Here is a 17,796-nt window from a genome sequence, read left to right as displayed (position 1 = left end):
GAGAAATTTTTAGTTTGAGGATCATACAAATTCATTTGTGGATCATAGTCACTTTTCAAACGGCGATTTTTGGTTCGTAGATACGAGTCCCTGTTTAATAAAAAAGGTCCAAATCAGATGCGATTTGAACCTTTTTTATTAATACGTACGATACACATACGGATCCTCTGGTTTAGGGATTGTCTTCCATTTTGTTACTTCTAAAACAGGGATCGTTTTCTTAAATGGTTGATAATATTGATTACTTAATTTTCCTTCAACATTGATCCATTCATCATTTTTGAAATGAATATCTTTCGGAAACTGCACGAGCATCCCGAAAACGCCAGAATCGGCAATACAGTGAATAATTCCAAAACGGAATAAGAAAATTTGATTCGATTCAAGTTCCTTTTCATTGTACGTAAAGCCTTGAACCTGAATGGTTTTGTCATCAAAATAACCCGGGAACTTATAAATGGTTTCCATCCCAATGAGAAAGTCTTTATCATTCAAGACAACTTTTTGCTCATTGTTAACAAATTTTTTCTTCGCCTTATCCATGTACTCGTCATAGCCTTCCTTCCCGTAGTAAATACTTGAATCAGGCTGTAAAAATTGGTGGATGGCAGATGAATCTTTATCATTATACACATCAAAGTGAAAGCCTTTTGCCTTAACAATATTAGAATCAAGTGTTGCAATCGGAATAAAGAAGACAGAAATTATCGGGAAAATCAGAACAGGATAGAAAATATACTCTTTCCACCCTTTTCTAACATGGTGATGATCACACCCAGGTCCACAATCGTCTTCAGAAGCTTTATCTCCCTTTACATAAATAATAAGTTGAACAAACGTAAGGAAAAACATAACATAAATTGTAATGTAGGAGATATAAGAATACTTCATATTAATATATTTAGAGATGTTGCCTGTTACATGCAGATGCATGAAAAGAAACGAAAATCCAAGTAAAATAAGAAATCTAAGCATCTTTTTCCCTCCTAACTTATAAAAATCCTATAACTACTGAACCTAAAAAGACGAAGATACTTACATAGATAAATAAATATAGAACAAACTTAGATTTGAATGCACTTAACATCATTAACGTATTTTTAATATCAAACATTGCACCGAACACAAGAAAGGCAACTAATGAATTCAATGAAAACGTACTTTGGAATGATGCTGCGACAAATGCGTCTGCCTCTGAACATAAAGAGAGGATATACGACAATGCCATCATCACGATATTCGATGAGTAATCACCATGTCCAATCGCAGTTAAAGTAGATGTTTTTAAAAATGTTTGCATCGCTGCGGCAATAAATGCACCGAGAATTAAAAACTTACCAACTGAAAAGAATTCATCAATTGAGTGTTGGAGCGTCCCTTTCATTTTTCCAATAAAACCACGTCCATGATCGTGATGGTGATGATCATGTGCTTCATTTCTTAGTTGGGAATCTTTAAATTGATAGGACAAAATGAATCCGATGATAAGGGCGACAACAAAAGAAAGCCCGCCTCGATAAAGCACCATTCTCCAACTGTTTCCAAAAGCAATATAAGTCGAAAATAAAACAATCGGATTAATAATCGGTCCGGTCAACATGAAACCAATCGCTGCATGAAGTGGGACACCTTTGGCCATTAATCGTCTTGTAATCGGAACAATTCCACATTCACACGCTGGAAATAATGCACCGATAATTGTAGCTGACAGCACCGCTAAAAAGCGATTTTTTGGAATTACCCTGGCAATCATCTCTTCAGTAATAAACATTTGAATTACGCCTGAAATAATGACACCTAATAGAACAAATGGCAATGATTCAATTAATATACTAATAAAAATTGTATTCATTTGTAAAAATGATTGAGAAAACAATTAATCCACCTCCGAATAGATATGGAAGTTCTTCGACTAAAATTAACTTGTCTATTATAGCACACTATTAAAATTACGTATGAGTAGAAAAACTCCTTTAATGGAAATGAATTCATGCTACAAACAGATTGAGGGAGGAACATTCGATAATCATGTAGAAATTATCTACGAGGAGGGGCCATATGGAAATACATAATGATTTTTCGAAAGTAAATCTTGAAGAAATGAAAGAAATATATTCATCTGTCGGTTGGACAAAGCATTCCGAGGAAATTATTAAGCAAGTATTCGAAGCGAGTAATGTACTTGCTTTTGTCACCGTAAATGGTCGGATTGTTGGATTTGGAAGGGCAATGAGCGATGGCGTGTTTAATGCGGCAATTTATGATGTTGTTGTACACCCGGATTTCCAAAAACAAGGGATCGCAAAACAAATTATGCAGTATTTGCTTGATGAGCTAAGTGATGTTTCCTGCGTTCATTTAATCTCTACAACGGGAAATGAGGGCTTCTATAAGAGGCTTGGTTTGAAAAAATTAAAAACGGGAATGGCCAGGTACTTGAATCCGAATCTAGCACATGAATATTTAGAATAGCATTAGACAAAAACGCTTGGAAATTTAATTCCAAGCGTTAGTTGTTATTTACTCCGAAAAGAACTGCGCAAGTTCTTCACTTTCTCTTTTGCGCATTTTACGATGCTCGGCTCTTCTTTTTGCTGTTTCATTTAACCATTTTTCTTGATCAGTTTCAGGAACGACAATCGGAACCTCAACCGGACGACCGTTTTCGTCTATGGCAACGAAGGTTAGAAAAGATAAAGCGGCAATCGCTTTTTCTCCTGTTAAAAGACGTTCGGAAGTAATTTTTACAAAGACCTCCATTGAGCTTCGTCCTGTATAAGTGACCATCGCCTCCAATGTAACGGCATCGCCGACCCGAATCGGTTTGATAAAATCAACTGAGTCAGTTGATGCAGTAACAATGGGATTTCTTGCGAATTTGGTAGCTGCAATCGATGCAGTGTCATCTATGTAAGCCATTAATTTGCCACCAAATAATGTTCCGTGATGATTTGTATCAGGCGGGAGAACATGACTCGTTTTTATTGTTAACGTTTCTCTCATAAATTTCGTCGGACGGTTACTCATTTTATTCACCTCAATTTAATTTTACTATATCCAATGAGCATCATGATTATTTGACTAGTTAATAATACCATAATTTTACCGAGAAATTATATTAAAATAGCCTTTACCTTAGTAATGAAGTAGCTTATTACTTTGATGACTTGTTAAAATATGGATGAAATCAATTGACAAAGAAGAGGGATTACACATAATCTATAAATAAGGTTATTACTTTCGTGGAGGATCCGACATGTTCATGCAAATTGCTAGGAATTTTCGACATCCACATAATTTTTTTAGGCTTCGTTCCCGCCAAAGGGGATGAAGCCTTTTTTCTTTAGTTCACTACCGTACTATTTTAATCAAGGGGGAAGAACAAATGATTCAATTAACAGGAAATACATTAACAATCAATGAAGTAAAAAAAGTGTTATTCGACAATGAACGAGTCGAAATCGCTAAAGCGAGTATGGAGAAAGTAAATCAGAGTCATGAAGCAGTACAACGAATTGTAAAAGAGAAGAAAGTTGTTTATGGAATTACAACTGGTTTTGGAAAATTTAGTGATGTTTACATTGATTCAGAAAATGTCGAAGAACTGCAATTAAATTTGATCCATTCTCATGCATGTGGGGTTGGTGAACCATTTCCTGAAATCGTTTCAAGGGCGATGCTATTATTACGTGCAAATGCTTTGACAAAAGGATTTTCCGGTGTGCGTCCATTAATCATTGAAACGCTTGTGCAATTTATCAATGCCGGCATCCATCCGGTCGTGCCACAACAAGGCTCATTAGGAGCAAGTGGTGATTTAGCGCCATTATCACATCTTGCACTTGCGATTATGGGAGAAGGGGAAGTTTTTTATAAAGGTGAAAGAGTTCCTACGGAAGTAGCCCTAAACGATACAGGAATCGAACCTGTTACTTTGCAGGCGAAGGAAGGGTTGGCCCTTATTAACGGGACACAGGCAATGACTGCTATGGGTGTCGTGGCCTATATTGAGGCGGAGCAACTAGCAAAACAAAGTGAGTTAATCTCTTCTATTACAATAGAAGCATTACAAGGGATTATTGATGCCTTTGATGAGGATGTTCATGTTGCCCGCGGGTATCAACAACAAGTGGATGTTGCAAGAAGAATGCGTGAATATCTATCTGACAGTAAACTTATTACCCGGCAAGGCGAGCTGCGAGTACAGGATGCGTATTCATTAAGATGTATCCCACAAGTACATGGTGCCTCATGGCAAGCACTAGATTATGTAAAAGAAAAGTTAGAAATTGAAATCAACGCCGCTACCGATAATCCATTAATTTTTGATGACGGAGAAAAAGTCATTTCGGGTGGTAATTTTCATGGACAACCAATTGCGATTGCGATGGATTTTATGAAAATTGCTGTAGCGGAACTTGCTAATATTTCTGAAAGAAGAATCGAACGACTCGTAAACCCAAGTTTAAACGATTTGCCAGGTTTCTTAAGTCCTGAACCGGGACTTCAATCGGGTGCCATGATTATGCAATATGCTGCGGCATCTTTAGTATCTGAAAATAAAACGTTGGCACATCCTGCAAGTGTTGACTCAATACCATCATCCGCAAATCAAGAGGATCACGTGAGCATGGGAACGATTGCTGCAAGACATGCATACCAAATCATTCAAAACTCAAGAAGGGTGCTCGCCATTGAGATGATTTGTGCGATGCAAGGGGCCGAATATCGCGGAACTGAAAAGATGGCAACCGCAACGAAAAAGTTCTATGATAAAGGACGAGAAATTGTACCAAGCATCGTGAAAGATCGGATTTTTTCAAAGGATATTGAAGCGTTGGCTGAATGGTTAACAGTATAAAAAAAAGCGGAGCTCTACAGAAAGAGCTCCGCTTTATTCATCCTCTTCAACATATGGATCATGCTCATAGGCGGGTAAGTCACCAAAGGTTGTCATAATTCCTTCTTCGTCTAATTCCTCGGTATATTTATCATATCCGGGATTTGGATAAAATTTTGTGTTTTTTCCATACATATCATTCCCGACAAAGTTTTCGTAATCCTCTACATAACCAACATTTTCATCGGAATTAATATACATATCATTATAATGGTCAGGTGGATTGGTTAAATCAGAAGGCGATTCCGACGTACCCCATTCAGCTACTGCTTGCCATGAATCCTCATCATCAAAACCGACATGTTCATCTTTCTCATCGTCAAAATTAAAATTTCCTAAGGAAGAAGAGAGAATGACTCGTTCTTCAACAGGTCGATCCTCCGATACCGTTTGATCTGGACTATGTTCCTTACAGTATAATGTGGTTGGAATGGCTTCCAGTCGTTCTTCGGGAATTTCCTTTCCACATTCCGCACATTTTCCGTAAGTCCCATTTGCCATCGCTTCTAAAGCTTTATCAATATTGTGTAATTCATATTCACTATGCTCATTAAGGGCAATATCTTTTTCACGTTCATATAGCTCAGTTCCCTCATCCCCGGGATGATTGTCATAACTGGATAACTCTCCAACAGATTCATGGGCATGTCCTTTGCTCAAATCATAATGATCATTTAGTTTGAAGCGCTCTTCTAATTCTTGTTTTTCTTGAAGTAATTGGGATCGAAGTTCTGAAAGCTGCTTATTCGTAAGCATATAAACCACTTCTTTCATAAAGAAATTAATCTGTACTTATTATTTATCCAATTACATCAAAAAATAACTGTAAAAAAGTTACATAGTACTTCCCTGTTTCATTTGCAGTTTATTAAACATGATGATATAAATACCAGCGCTTAAAACAGCAATAATGGCCAAAATATTAAATGTTTGAAAATAGCCGATGAATGAAGCTAACGGAATGGAAATAGGTGCAATCGTCCGAGCAATTGTATACCGCAAACTCGCCGCTGCAAAATATTGTCCACGCATATGTTCAGGAGCAAGCTTCGAGATAAACGTTTGTTGAATGCCTGCTACCATTAATTCTCCTAAAGAAAAGATCGCCATTGCTAAGACGAAACCCCATAAATTTGGGAAAATCGCGAAAAAATACATCGAAATTGCATAACAAATACATGAAAGAATAAATACTTTTTTCTCCTTAAATTTTGCCATCCATCTCGTAATAGACACGGTGAAAAGTGCAACTAAAAAGCCATTTTCAGAAAGAATAAATCCGTATATTTGCTCACCGTTTAGTGAAAAATGTTGAAAAAGGGAAAATTTATTGATGGCTTCTTTTGTATAAACTGGTATTAATAAATCCAATTGCATAAAGGTTTGACCAATTAGTACTCCCGCAACGATAAAAAGTAAAAATATTCTATCTTTAAAAATGATCCCATAAGATGAGAACTGTTTTTTTAATACTTGTTGCCATTTATCTGATTGTTCTTCTCTCTGCTTTTGAATCGGAGAAGTTTCCCTCGTGAATTTCCAAAGTAAAAAGGCTAAAACGATACATACGAAAGCTGATGCGAGCAACAGTTCAAAACGATAATAAGCGAAAAAGATTCCTCCTACTAACGGACCAATAACGACAGCAATATTTGTGGATGTATAAAAGACTGCAAACACATCACTTCGGTCTTTTTCATTCACGACATCCGCAACCATCGCTTGGCTGGCTGGATAATAAAATGAGCCGAAAATGCTTGCTATTGAAAAACAAATAAATCCAATTAACGGCATATTTGTAATGGCGAAGATCAAAAAGGCGATTCCTTGCCCACAAGCGGATATGACCATCATTCTTTTGCGGCCGTAACGATCCGCATAATATCCGCCTAATAAATTGGCAATTACCGAAAAAATTTGTGAGCCAATTAGTAATACCCCGGCAGTCCCTTTACCGAAAGATTCTGTAAAGTAAATTGTTAAAAAGGGAAAAAACATCCAAAATGTAACATTCATCAATGCTTCCCCAATAAGTCGAATTTTTAAATTTTTATCCCAATCCCTAAGTCTCATGTGATGATACCCCACTTTTGTATTTGACTTTATTATCTTACTTGGAAAAGGAAGGGTGGACAATAGGGAGATTGGTTTCTTTTCGAAAAGATGGATATTCAGTTTGTGGATCATAGAATATAATTTGTGCGGCATGGAATATGGTTTGAGGATCACAAAAAGCCATTTGTGGATCATAGTTCCCAAAAAGAACTGAATTTTAAATCGCACTTTACTTTATAAAAAGAAAAAAACCCACTATAAAGTGAGTTCATTCCTATCTAAATCGCCCAATCCCCATTACGGAAAATTGGTTCTGCTGTTCCATCTTCCTTGATTCCGTCGATATTCATTTCGGCTGAGCCTACCATGAAATCAACATGTGTGATGCTTTGGTTTAAGCCGTTTTTCAGCAGTTCTTCACGTGACATTTTTTTGCCGCCTTCAATACAGAATGCATACGCACTGCCAATCGCAAAATGGTTTGATGCGTTTTCATCATATAATGTATTTAAGAAAAGAATATTTGATTGAGAAATCGGCGAATTATGAGGAACGAGAGCGACTTCTCCAAGATAATGGGATCCTTCATCTGTTTCGATTAGTTGTTTTAAAATTTCTTCGCCTTCTTTTGCTTTCACGTCGACAATGCGCCCTTTTTCAAAATACACGGTAAACTCATCGATAATGTTTCCGCCATAGCTTAATGGTTTTGTACTTGAGACATGGCCGTCAACGCCGTTTTTATGTGGAACGGTAAATACTTCCTCAGTAGGCATATTCGCCATAAATTCAATATTTTGTTCATTCAGGCTTCCGGCACCTACCCAGAGATGACCATTTGGAAGTTCAACTGTTAAATCTGTTCCAGGGGCAGTATAGTGCAATTTTTTGTAGCGTTTTTCATTTAAATAATCGACTTTCTCATGTAAGGATGCATCATGTTCTTTCCAAGCTTGGATAGGATCGGCATGGTCTACACGTGTTGATTTGAAAATCGCATCCCAAAGCTTTTCAACGGCTTCTTCCGAAGACACATCTGGAAATACTTTTTTGGCCCATGCTTCAGATGGAACACCAATAACCGTCCAGCTTACTTTATCCGATTGAATGTATTGACGATATGTTTCTAATGCTTGACCAGCGGCCTTTTGGAAATTAGAAATACGTTTAGGATTCACACCCTTTAATAAATCCGGGCTGGATGAAACGATTGAAATGAAGGCAGCACCATTTTCCGCCAGTTCTGTCGTCTCTGCCGCACGATGCTTTGGATATTCTGTAAATGCTTCATCGGGTGCTAAGTCATATTTTAGCCTTGAAACAACATCATCATTCCAGTTTACAACTACATTTTTGGCTCCAACTTCATATGCCTTTTTTGTGACAAGTCGCACAAATTCTACAGCATCGGTTGTAGCATTTATTGCAAGTGTTTGGCCTTTTTGTACATTTACGCCGACTACAACTGCCAGTTCAGCATATTTCTCAAGCTTCTCTTGAAATGTTGTCATTTATGTATTCTCCCCTTTTTTCAGAATCTTCTTCTCTATTTTAACAATCGAACAACATAAAGGAAACACAATATTTTTTATCAAAAAGGATAGAATGGAGGAAAAGTATAAATCGATGGAGGAAAAAATGATTACAATTAAACGTGTGTATGAACCTGTTAATGAAGCCGATGGAAAAAGAGTATTAGTTGATCGTTTATGGCCGCGGGGAATTTCAAAGGAAAAGGCAGAAATTGATGAATGGATGAAAGATATCGCTCCGAGCAATGAACTTAGGAAATGGTTTAATCATGATCCAGAGAAATTTGAAGAATTTAGTCAGAAATACAAGGAGGAACTGAAGGAACCAGAAAAGAAAAAGGAATTGGATAAATTAATCAAAATGAGTGATGGAAATACTGTAACACTCGTCTATTCGGCAAAAGATGAGGAACATAATCAAGCCGTCGTTTTAAAACATTATTTAGAAGAATAGTCAGGGAAAGTTAAAGACACTAAAATGCGTATCTCAGCATGCTTTAAGCACTTTTTTCAGTATTGTTAAAGGTATTTATGAATTTGCAAGTGATGGAGGAACCGCCGCAAATGGAAGAAAAGACCAAATGGCAAGTTCATTCCTTTGGCAACAAAAAAAAGGCTCTCTTAAGAACCTTCTTCTTGTGATTGAAATAACATCCGATAGTTCAGCGGATTTTGGACGATGTCTGCTAATGTATATTGATCAAGCACGGTTAAATAAGCGACTAGTGCTTTATTTAGTAGGTGTTTCAGTCCGCACACGGGGGAGATGATACATGAACCTGGCTTGCCATCAAAGCATTCGACTAATTGGAAGTCTTCCTCAGTTTTACGAACAATCTTGCCAATATTAATTTCCTTAGGGGGCATAGCTAAACGGATTCCTCCGTTTCTCCCCCGGATTGTTTCTATCACTCCCATCTTCCCTAATTCATGGGTCACCTTCATTAAATGATTTTTTGAAATCCCATATACTTCTGCGATTTCCTTTATATTGGATAGCTTCCCGGGCTCGAGTGAAGCTAAATAAATTAGAACCCTCAGCGAATAATCGGTATAGTTTGTTAACCTCATCTAATCACCTTCTTACATTCTATTTACATTATACCGTTTACGAATATTCACTGTCTAAAATGTGACAGCTTTTTTAAAGATGTATTTGAAATATTGCTTTTAACAATTTCGAGGAGTATCTTAAAGATGTATTCAAAATACTTCTTTAAAAAAGAGGAGAGATTCTAAATGTTATCACAAAAAACAATAGATATTGTTAAATCAACAGCACCAATTTTAGAAACTGAAGGAACAAAAATTACTACTTGTTTTTATAAAATGATGTTCGAGGCACATCCGGAATTATTAAATATTTTTAACCATGTTAATCAAAAACAAGGTCGTCAACAAACAGCTTTAGCAAACACTGTTTATGCTGCAGCGAAATATATTGACCAACTTGAAGTGATTGTCCCTGTAGTCACACAAATTTCTCATAAACACCGTGGACTAGGAATTAAGCCAGAACATTATCCAATCGTTGGAGAATTTTTACTTAAAGCGATTAAAGAAGTTCTTGGAGATGCGGCAACTGACGAAATTATTAATGCATGGGCTGAAGCTTATGGCGTCATTGCGCAAGCGTTTATTGATGTAGAAAAAGGCATGTATGATGCAGCAGCAAATCAAGAGAATGGCTGGATTGATTTTAAAGACTTCACAGTTGTTAAAAAAGAACAAGAGAGCAATGTAATCACTTCATTCTATTTACAACCAAAAGATGGATCAGGTGTTACAACATACGAACCAGGACAATACTTAACAATCCGTGTGAAAATTCCTGGTGAGGAATACACATTAAATCGTCAATACAGCTTATCATGTGCACCAGGTCACGATTATTACCGTATTTCTGTTAAAAAAGAAAAAGATTTCGATCCGAACGGAAAAGTATCAAACTATTTACATGATCATGTAAATGAAGGGGATACAGTTGAAGTTAGTGCTCCATCAGGTATCTTTACATTAAATATGGAAGAAACTGCACCAATCGCACTTATTTCCGGTGGTGTTGGTTTAACACCGATGATGAGTATGTTGGAAACATTAGCTGATACTGGTTCTAAACGTGAAATTTACTTTATCCATGCAGCTAGAAATGAAGAATTCCATGCATTTAAAGATGACGTAGAAGAAATTACTGCAAGACTTGAAAATGGCCATGCATACTATGGTTATGAAAAACCATTAAATGCAAACGGAGACCACCATTTCGAAGGATATTTATCAAAATCATTCCTTGAAAATATTATTAATGAAGAAACAATTACTTATATTTGTGGACCAGTTCCATTCTTAAAAAATGCTGTGCGTATTTTAACTGAACTTGGTGTAAAAGACGAAAATATTCGTTACGAATTCTTCGGTCCTGCAATGGATTTAAAAGCTGAAGAAAAAGAAACAGTGAAAGCATAATCATTTGTTAACATATCGGATAAGGAAGAAGCGGTACGATGATAATGCGAATTCGGCAGCTATGGTACCGGAGTAGAGAGAAGCGGTACGATGGCAACGCGAATGTCGCATCCATGGTACCGGAAAAGGGTGAAGCGGTACGATGGCAACGCGAATCTCGTAGCCATGGTACCGGAAAAGAGAGAAGCTGTACGATAGTAACGCGAATCCCGCAGCAATGGTACTGGAGTAGAGAGAAGTGGTACGATGGCAACGCGAATCTCGTAGCCATGGTACCGGAAAAGAGAAAAGCGGTACGATGGCAACACGAATCCCGCAGCAATGGTACGGAGTAGAGAGAAGCTGTACGATGGTAACGCGAATCCCGCAGCAATGTTACCGGAAAAGGAAGAAACGGTACGATGATAACGCAAATCCTTCAGTAATATCGGCATATGAATACTTTTTAACGGTATTAATGTGCTGATTTTTTTATTTGTATGGATTTTCCCCGCACTTCTAAAATTGGATAAATACATTTTTTAGTGAAACAATAGTTTTGTCAAGACCATTGCGACAAAGTTAGTTTTCTTCTTTATTGAATGAAGGTTTTCGGAGTTTTATCATTATAGGTGAAATATATTAATGAAAGGAAGAGAGCGAATGGCGAAATCAAATGTTAAAGTAGCTGTTCAGAAGTTCGGTAACTTCTTAAGTTCCATGGTAATGCCGAATATTTCAGCTTTCATTGCATGGGGTTTAATTACTGCACTATTTATTCCTACTGGTTTCCTCCCGAATGAAAGCCTTGCCAAAATGGTTGACCCAATGGTTCACTACCTACTTCCATTACTCATCGGATATACCGGTGGTAAGTTGGTACATGACCAGCGTGGAGCGGTTGTTGGTGCCATTGCAACGATGGGGGTCATCGTTGGAGAACCAAATGTACCTATGTTTTTAGGTGCCATGATTATGGGGCCACTTGGCGGTTATGTCATAAAGAAATTCGATCAATGGATTGAAGGTAAAGTTAAAGCCGGTTTTGAAATGCTTGTTAACAATTTTTCAGCAGGTATTTTAGGCGGGATTTTGGCAATATTAGCGTTTTTAGGAATTGGTCCGGCTGTAAAAGTTTTAACTGCTTGGCTTGTAAGTGGTGTTGATTGGTTGGTAGGAGCAGGACTATTACCATTAACAAGTATCATTATTGAGCCTGCAAAAATACTATTTTTAAATAATGCAATTAACCATGGTGTTCTTTCGCCAATTGGGATAGAGCAAGCAAAAGAAGCAGGGAAATCGGTGTTATTCCTTCTTGAAGCGAATCCGGGCCCTGGTATTGGTGTATTACTTGCTTATTGTTTTTTTGGAAAAGGTACAGCAAAGAGATCGGCACCAGGTGCAGCGATCATTCAATTCTTTGGTGGTATTCATGAAATATACTTCCCGTACATTTTGATGAAGCCAATGTTATTCTTCGCAGTTATCCTTGGGGGAATAAGCGGAGTTTTCACATTAGTTCTTTTAGGTGGCGGACTATTTGCACCAGCATCACCTGGTAGTATTTTAGCCATTGCTGCCGTTACACCACATAGTGCGGGAGCATATATTGCTAACTTTGCAGGGGTAATCGTAGCAGGTGTCGTTTCCTTTATTGTATCAGCGTTGATATTAAAAACTGGAAAACAAACAGAAGAAAATATTGAAGATGCAGCACGTAAAATGCAAGAAATGAAAGGAAAGAAAAGCTCAGTAGCAGATGTTTTTGCTTCACAGCCAGGAGAATTTCCGGAAAACGTACAGAAAATTGTTTTCGCTTGTGATGCAGGAATGGGATCAAGTGCGATGGGTGCTTCTTTACTTCGTAAAAAGGTGAAAGAAGCTGGCTTAAATCTATCGGTTACCAATACAGCGATTAGTAATTTACCAGCTGATGCACAAATTGTTGTGACACAGGAAGAGCTTACACCGAGAGCACAGAATAAACTGCCAAATGCGTTCCATATTTCTGTGGATAACTTCTTATCAAGTCCGGAATATGATCGCTTAATCGATCGATTAAAAGGAAATGGTAAAGATGATCTTCAAGAAATTGTTGAGGATGCTGAAGATGCAGTTCCGGGTGCAGATGATCATGAAAATGATTTATTATTAGAAGAAAACGTATTTTTAAATCAATCATTTGCAAATAAAGAGGAAGCGATTCGTTTTGCAGGAAATGCATTATATAAAGCGGGATATGTGAAAGAAAGCTATATTGATGCGATGATTGCACGTGATCAAATAACATCAACCTTTATGGGAAATGATGTAGCGATTCCACATGGAACAGAGGAAGCGAAGAAGGATGTTCTTAAATCCGGATTTACCGTTATCCAAGTACCGAATGGTGTTGATTTTGATGGCAATAATGTTCGTTTAATCTTTGGAATTGCAGGAAAAGATGGAACACATCTTGAAATATTATCAGGAATAGCTGTCACATGTTCGGAAATGGATAATATTGAAAAGATGGTTGCAGCAAAATCAGCGAAAGAAATTATCGCTATCTTAAATGATAAAGAATAACAATCGAAATAGAAAAGCGTTATGATGCGCTTTTCTATTTCTGTATTTTCTCTTGTAATAGTAATTATGGAAAAGGGATGGTTGCATGTTTATTACTTCAAGGGAAAAAGCAATTATTGAACTGATTATTAAGACATCTGGGAAGCATACGGCTTTTTCCATTGCTACATTTTTAAATGTAAGTGTACGAACGATTCAACGGGATTTGAAAGCAATCGAAAAAATCCTCGAGCAATTTCAATTGCAATTGGTAAGAAATCCGAATAAGGGTTTAAGTATTGAAGGGAAAAATGAACAAGTTTTCCGCTTAGTACAACATTTAGCAAGCAGCCAGCCGATTGACCAACCACCTCAAGAGAAAAAGCTTCAATTGTTACTAAGCTTATTTCAAACAGCTGAATCTTTTAAAATTCAAGTGTTAGCTCATGAGCTTGGTGTCAGTATTACGACATTATCTGCTTATCTCGATGAGTTAGCAGAATGGTTAACAAACTTTCAGTTAGTGCTTAGTAGAAAAAGAGGTGTCGGTGTAGAGCTAACTGGGGAAGAAGTGAATAAACGAAAAGCACTTGCTAACTATTTTTTGCTGTATTTTAACGAGGAATTGATTGAGAGTTTGTTTTTGTTGGAGCAAGGACAGGCCGAGAACAATCAAATTCTCCACTTTTTCCGATCCGATTATTTACTAACAATTGAGCGATTGGTTAATGACATTGTGAATAAAAGGCAAACACGTCTTGCTGATAGTGATTATATCGGTCTCGTCATTGAAATTTGTATTACGATGCAAAGGGCAATGAATGGCTTTCGGATCGAAGAGGATGAAAATCTTGTTGAAGATTCAGATGAATATCGTCAAATAGAAAACATATGCAACTGTTTAGAGGAAGGGTTTCCGGTTCAATTTAATCGTGGAGATATCCACTATTTATCCACAGTATTAAAAGGTTCAAAGCTGCATGAAGCTGGGTTCGTCCCTTATGATAGTGTCATTTTAGGACAATTGATTAAAAATATCATTCAATCCGTTTCGACACAGCTACATATCGACTTGACGAATGATTTCTCTTTGTTTCAAGGGCTGCTTGCCCACATGCTGCCATCCCTATTCCGAATGAAACAAAATATGAGTCTATATAACCCGTTAACAGAGGAAATTAAACAGAAATATCCCGTCCTTTTTCTTGCAGTGAAGAATAGTGTGGAAAAAGAGTTTAAGGAATTTGTGACATTTCCCGATGAGGAAATTGCTTACATCGTTCTCCATTTCGGTTCTGCCTTAGTGTTGAAAGAGGAGCAATTGCCTATTAAGGCACTCGTCATCTGTCCGACAGGGATTGGAACGTCCAAAATGCTGGCAAGCCGTATAAAAAAAGAAATTACGGAAATCGATTCTGTTGAAATCAAATCAATTAAAGACGTTCAGAAGCAAAAAAGCTTAAATCAATTTGATGTCATACTTTCTACGGTTCGGCTTCCGTTTATGAATAATGAATATATATTAGTCAATCCGTTGTTAAGTAAAGAAGATATTAAGACAATCAGGAGCTTTTTACAGAAAAATATTGAACAGCTTACGAGAAATAAACTTTATACCGGGTTATCCACAAATGAAGACTCATCATCCACAAGGCAACAGCCATTAATGGATGTATTACAGGAATTAAAAGATACACATACAAGCATCGAAGCAATTATTCAACATTTTCATGTAGTTCAAATAACGAATAAAACCGATTATCAACAAGTTATGAAGAATATGTTAATAACAGCTGAGAAGGACAATCTTATTTCTAATGTGGAAAGCGTTTTTGAAGCGCTAATCGATCGTGAAAGAAAAGGCGGTCTGGGGATTCCGGGAACCGGCATGGGCCTTTTTCATTGTCGAAATCCACATGTGGATAAACTTATTTTTCAAATCGCCCATTTGGAAGAACCTTGTGTTATTAAAGGTATGGACGGAAATGATATGTACATGAAAAGTTTATTATTGATGTTAGCCCCTGAAGAATTAAGTCCTAGAGAGCAGGAAATGATAAGTTTGTTAAGTACGAGTTTGATTGAAAATAATGAAGCAATTATGATTTTTTCCTCCTCGGATGAAAAGATCATTCGTTCGAAGATGGAAACAATTTTTTTAGATTATTTATATACTAACGTGATAAAGGAATGAGTTTACATGAAACAAGTTGTACATTTTGGTGCAGGAAATATTGGTAGAGGGTTTATTGGCGCGCTATTTTCACAATCAGGTTACCATGTCACATTCGTAGACCTTGCAGACCAAATCATTGATGGTCTTAATAGTGATAAGCAATACGATGTGAAGTTGGCGACGGATCAACAAGAAACAATGACGATTACGAATGTTTCCGGACTAAATAATATGAAACAAGAAAAAGAAGTAATCGAAGCGATTAAAAATGCAACATACTTAACGACTGCAATTGGTCCTAATATTTTACCAAGAATTGCGCCGTTAATTGCGAAAGCATTAACAGAAAGAGTACAAGCTACAGATGAAAAATTATATGTCATAGCATGTGAAAATCAAATTTCGGCAACAGACTTGCTAAAAGGCTACATAGAAGAAAATCTGGATGATGAAACGAAGAGTAAATTATCTGGTAGAATCTATTTCTTTAATTCTGCTGTCGACCGTATTGTCCCTATTCAAAATAATCAAGGCTCCCTCGATGTGCTAGTCGAACCTTATTTTGAATGGGTTGTTGAAACAGCCGAAACGATTCCTCCTGTTGAAGGAATGACAATCGTTGCAGACCTTGCCCCATTTATTGAAAGAAAACTTTTTACCGTAAATACAGGGCATGCGACCATTGCCTATTTTGGCTACCTTGAAAACAAAGCGACAATTGATCAAACATTGGCAGACGAAGCTATTGTCAAACAAGTAAAAGCAACACTTGGGGAAACAGGGGCGTATTTAATCAAGCAATATGGTCTAAATCCTGAAGAGCATGAAAAATATATTAATAAAATTATCAATCGTTTTCGCAATGCCTATTTAAATGATGCAGTTACAAGAGTGGGACGCTCGCCAATTCGTAAACTTGGTCCGAATGACCGTCTTGTCCGTCCAGCAACAGAAGCGCAAAAAGCAGGTCTATCATTTACAAACCTCGCAAAAGCAATCGCTGCTGCCTTGCTTTTTGATTACAAAGAAGACGAAGAAGCGGTGAAGGTTCAGGAAATGATTCGTGAGCATGGCGTAGCCTATGTTCTTCAAGAAGTAAGTGGATTAGCTGAGGATAGTGAGGTTGCTCAGGAAGTGTTACGACAATACGATTTATTGAAAAAGTAATTTTTAGAAGATCAGATGTATAGGGATAGGTGAACAGGTGAGAGTACTTGTTTTATCTATCCCTTTTGTACTTTTGGCACTGCCGATATGCTCGTGAGCAACAAGCAGATTCTGCGATCGGTGTTGATATTTCTTAAAAAAATACTTCAAAAGTCAAGAGAAAAAACCAATGGACCTTAATAATATGCCGATTGAAGACATATATTTTTTAGTCTCCCAATTTGATGTAGTTATCAGTTCATTAGCTTTACATTATTTATTTTTTTGGATAATCTGTCAATATGTCTACAATTGTTTTGTTTTTTCAGTAGAACATCCAAGTCATTTGTGGATCATAGCCTCTTTTTCTCGCGGTGGATTTTCAGTTCGTGGATCATAGAATTTCATTTGTGACGCATGGAACTGGATTTGTGCATCATAAAAAATCATTTGTGTACCATAGCCTCTTTTTCTCGCGGTGGATTTTCAGTTTGTGGATCATAGAATTTCATTTGTGACGCATGGAGCTGGATTTGTGCATCATACAAAGTCATTTGTGGATCATAGACTCCTTGTCGATCGGCTGATTTTCAGTTTGTGGATCATGGAATTTCATTTGTGCCGCGTTATATATAAAAGTCCAAGATCCTGAGAAAGCTGCCAAGTTTTATTCGAGCGTATTCGGATGGGAAATTTCAGCGCCTAATTGGGACTATCGCGAAGTCACTACAGGGGGAGAAGAAAAGTCAGGGATAAACGGGGGGATTGCAAAAGGTCCAAATGATTATCCTTACGGAACACGTATTCAAATCGAAGTTGATTCAATCGATGAAGCTATTGAGAATGCGAAAGAAAATGGCGCAATGATTGTTCGTGAAAAAATGGAGTTTGATCAATTTTATCTTGCTTACTTAGTAGACCCTGTTGGACTTGGTTTTGGTCTAATTCAAAATAAATGAAACACAGCATTTAAAGAGGCTGGGACAAAACCC

At 37.2% G+C, this 17,796-nt stretch carries 16 protein-coding genes and 1 pseudogene; 10 read left to right on the top strand and 7 right to left on the bottom strand.

All coding sequences use genetic code 11. The annotated features are described in order from the left end of the window. Positions 1-138: 138 nt before the first annotated feature. Positions 139-975: a TIGR03943 family putative permease subunit gene (locus tag B5V89_RS14520; protein ID WP_066226492.1), complete on the bottom strand. Its 837-nt coding sequence runs from the start codon at positions 973-975 to the stop codon at positions 139-141. A 16-nt stretch (positions 976-991) separates the two neighbouring features. Beyond that, positions 992-1,852, bottom strand: coding sequence for a permease (locus tag B5V89_RS14515; RefSeq protein ID WP_341117545.1), 861 nt, complete (start codon positions 1,850-1,852; stop codon positions 992-994). 206 nt (positions 1,853-2,058) lie between these two features. Here B5V89_RS14515 and B5V89_RS14510 point away from each other — a divergent pair, with 206 nt between their 5' ends. Next, positions 2,059-2,472 (top strand): GNAT family N-acetyltransferase, encoded by a 414-nt coding sequence (locus tag B5V89_RS14510; RefSeq protein ID WP_244913505.1) that lies wholly within the window; start codon positions 2,059-2,061, stop codon positions 2,470-2,472. A 48-nt stretch (positions 2,473-2,520) separates the two neighbouring features. On the opposite strand, the gene B5V89_RS14505 is transcribed toward B5V89_RS14510, so the two are convergent. Continuing rightward, positions 2,521-3,027 carry an acyl-CoA thioesterase gene (locus B5V89_RS14505; RefSeq protein ID WP_066226497.1) on the bottom strand — a complete coding sequence of 169 codons (507 nt, stop codon included), beginning with the start codon at positions 3,025-3,027 and terminating at the stop codon, positions 2,521-2,523. A gap of 358 nt (positions 3,028-3,385) precedes the next feature. On the opposite strand from B5V89_RS14505, the gene hutH reads away from it, so the two are divergent. Beyond that, the gene (gene hutH, locus B5V89_RS14500; RefSeq protein ID WP_108072622.1) at positions 3,386-4,861 is read left to right on the top strand and encodes a histidine ammonia-lyase; all 1,476 of its coding nucleotides are present in this window, start codon (positions 3,386-3,388) and stop codon (positions 4,859-4,861) included. A 33-nt stretch (positions 4,862-4,894) separates the two neighbouring features. Here hutH and B5V89_RS14495 read toward each other — a convergent pair whose 3' ends face one another. From B5V89_RS14495 to B5V89_RS14485, 3 genes are all read right to left on the bottom strand, one after another. Further along, complete coding sequence (locus B5V89_RS14495; protein WP_108072620.1) at positions 4,895-5,656, bottom strand: TraR/DksA C4-type zinc finger protein; 762 nt, start codon at positions 5,654-5,656, stop codon at positions 4,895-4,897. A gap of 78 nt (positions 5,657-5,734) precedes the next feature. Next, a complete protein-coding gene (locus B5V89_RS14490; protein ID WP_108072618.1) occupies positions 5,735-6,973 on the bottom strand; it encodes an MDR family MFS transporter in 1,239 nt (412 codons plus the stop codon). Positions 6,974-7,233: 260 nt separating this feature from the next. Next, on the bottom strand, positions 7,234-8,466 hold the full coding sequence (locus tag B5V89_RS14485; protein WP_108072616.1) for an aminopeptidase: 1,233 nt from the start codon (positions 8,464-8,466) through the stop codon (positions 7,234-7,236). Positions 8,467-8,593: 127 nt separating this feature from the next. On the opposite strand from B5V89_RS14485, the gene B5V89_RS14480 reads away from it, so the two are divergent. Continuing rightward, the gene (locus B5V89_RS14480) at positions 8,594-8,941 is read left to right on the top strand and encodes a DUF488 domain-containing protein (RefSeq protein ID WP_108072689.1); all 348 of its coding nucleotides are present in this window, start codon (positions 8,594-8,596) and stop codon (positions 8,939-8,941) included. A gap of 167 nt (positions 8,942-9,108) precedes the next feature. Here the strand turns inward: B5V89_RS14480 and B5V89_RS14475 are convergent, their stop codons facing one another. Further along, positions 9,109-9,558: an Rrf2 family transcriptional regulator gene (locus B5V89_RS14475; protein ID WP_108072614.1), complete on the bottom strand. Its 450-nt coding sequence runs from the start codon at positions 9,556-9,558 to the stop codon at positions 9,109-9,111. Positions 9,559-9,726: 168 nt separating this feature from the next. Here B5V89_RS14475 and hmpA point away from each other — a divergent pair, with 168 nt between their 5' ends. The 7 genes and pseudogenes from hmpA to B5V89_RS14445 all read left to right on the top strand — a co-directional run bounded on the left by hmpA (position 9,727) and on the right by B5V89_RS14445 (position 17,763). Further along, complete coding sequence (gene hmpA, locus B5V89_RS14470) at positions 9,727-10,953, top strand: NO-inducible flavohemoprotein (RefSeq protein ID WP_108072612.1); 1,227 nt, start codon at positions 9,727-9,729, stop codon at positions 10,951-10,953. Positions 10,954-11,191: 238 nt separating this feature from the next. Next, entirely contained in the window at positions 11,192-11,419 is a 228-nt protein-coding gene (locus B5V89_RS19965; RefSeq protein WP_142406529.1) for a hypothetical protein, read from the top strand. A gap of 176 nt (positions 11,420-11,595) precedes the next feature. Then, on the top strand, positions 11,596-13,503 hold the full coding sequence (locus B5V89_RS14460) for a PTS mannitol transporter subunit IICBA (protein ID WP_066226551.1): 1,908 nt from the start codon (positions 11,596-11,598) through the stop codon (positions 13,501-13,503). A gap of 85 nt (positions 13,504-13,588) precedes the next feature. After that, positions 13,589-15,676 (top strand): BglG family transcription antiterminator, encoded by a 2,088-nt coding sequence (locus B5V89_RS14455; RefSeq protein WP_108072608.1) that lies wholly within the window; start codon positions 13,589-13,591, stop codon positions 15,674-15,676. 6 nt (positions 15,677-15,682) lie between these two features. Beyond that, positions 15,683-16,825: a mannitol-1-phosphate 5-dehydrogenase gene (locus B5V89_RS14450; RefSeq protein ID WP_108072607.1), complete on the top strand. Its 1,143-nt coding sequence runs from the start codon at positions 15,683-15,685 to the stop codon at positions 16,823-16,825. Positions 16,826-16,899: 74 nt separating this feature from the next. Beyond that, positions 16,900-17,144: pseudogene (locus tag B5V89_RS20750) on the top strand (class I SAM-dependent methyltransferase); the annotation flags it as partial. A 292-nt stretch (positions 17,145-17,436) separates the two neighbouring features. Continuing rightward, the gene (locus tag B5V89_RS14445) at positions 17,437-17,763 is read left to right on the top strand and encodes a VOC family protein (RefSeq protein WP_244913506.1); all 327 of its coding nucleotides are present in this window, start codon (positions 17,437-17,439) and stop codon (positions 17,761-17,763) included. The last annotated feature ends 33 nt before the right edge of the window (positions 17,764-17,796 follow it).

The sequence above is a fragment of the Heyndrickxia sporothermodurans genome (genome assembly GCF_003055045.1).
Lineage (GTDB): Bacteria > Bacillota > Bacilli > Bacillales > Bacillaceae_C > Heyndrickxia > Heyndrickxia sporothermodurans.
The sequence above is the reverse complement of the archived record's forward strand: the minus strand, read 5'-3'. Positions and strand labels throughout refer to the sequence as shown.

Excerpts from the sequence above, each read along its gene's own strand:
- B5V89_RS14475 (WP_108072614.1), bottom strand. The coding sequence starts at position 9,558 with ATGAGGTTAACAAACTATACCGATTATTCGCTGAGGGTTCTAATTTAT.
- B5V89_RS14490 (WP_108072618.1), bottom strand. The coding sequence starts at position 6,973 with ATGAGACTTAGGGATTGGGATAAAAATTTAAAAATTCGACTTATTGGG.
- hmpA (WP_108072612.1), top strand. The coding sequence starts at position 9,727 with ATGTTATCACAAAAAACAATAGATATTGTTAAATCAACAGCACCAATT.
- B5V89_RS14480 (WP_108072689.1), top strand. The coding sequence starts at position 8,594 with ATGATTACAATTAAACGTGTGTATGAACCTGTTAATGAAGCCGATGGA.
- B5V89_RS14450 (WP_108072607.1), top strand. The coding sequence starts at position 15,683 with ATGAAACAAGTTGTACATTTTGGTGCAGGAAATATTGGTAGAGGGTTT.
- B5V89_RS14515 (WP_341117545.1), bottom strand. The coding sequence starts at position 1,852 with ATGAATACAATTTTTATTAGTATATTAATTGAATCATTGCCATTTGTT.
- B5V89_RS14460 (WP_066226551.1), top strand. The coding sequence starts at position 11,596 with ATGGCGAAATCAAATGTTAAAGTAGCTGTTCAGAAGTTCGGTAACTTC.
- B5V89_RS14505 (WP_066226497.1), bottom strand. The coding sequence starts at position 3,027 with ATGAGTAACCGTCCGACGAAATTTATGAGAGAAACGTTAACAATAAAA.
- B5V89_RS14455 (WP_108072608.1), top strand. The coding sequence starts at position 13,589 with ATGTTTATTACTTCAAGGGAAAAAGCAATTATTGAACTGATTATTAAG.
- B5V89_RS14520 (WP_066226492.1), bottom strand. The coding sequence starts at position 975 with ATGCTTAGATTTCTTATTTTACTTGGATTTTCGTTTCTTTTCATGCAT.
- B5V89_RS14485 (WP_108072616.1), bottom strand. The coding sequence starts at position 8,466 with ATGACAACATTTCAAGAGAAGCTTGAGAAATATGCTGAACTGGCAGTT.
- B5V89_RS14495 (WP_108072620.1), bottom strand. The coding sequence starts at position 5,656 with ATGCTTACGAATAAGCAGCTTTCAGAACTTCGATCCCAATTACTTCAA.
- B5V89_RS14510 (WP_244913505.1), top strand. The coding sequence starts at position 2,059 with ATGGAAATACATAATGATTTTTCGAAAGTAAATCTTGAAGAAATGAAA.
- hutH (WP_108072622.1), top strand. The coding sequence starts at position 3,386 with ATGATTCAATTAACAGGAAATACATTAACAATCAATGAAGTAAAAAAA.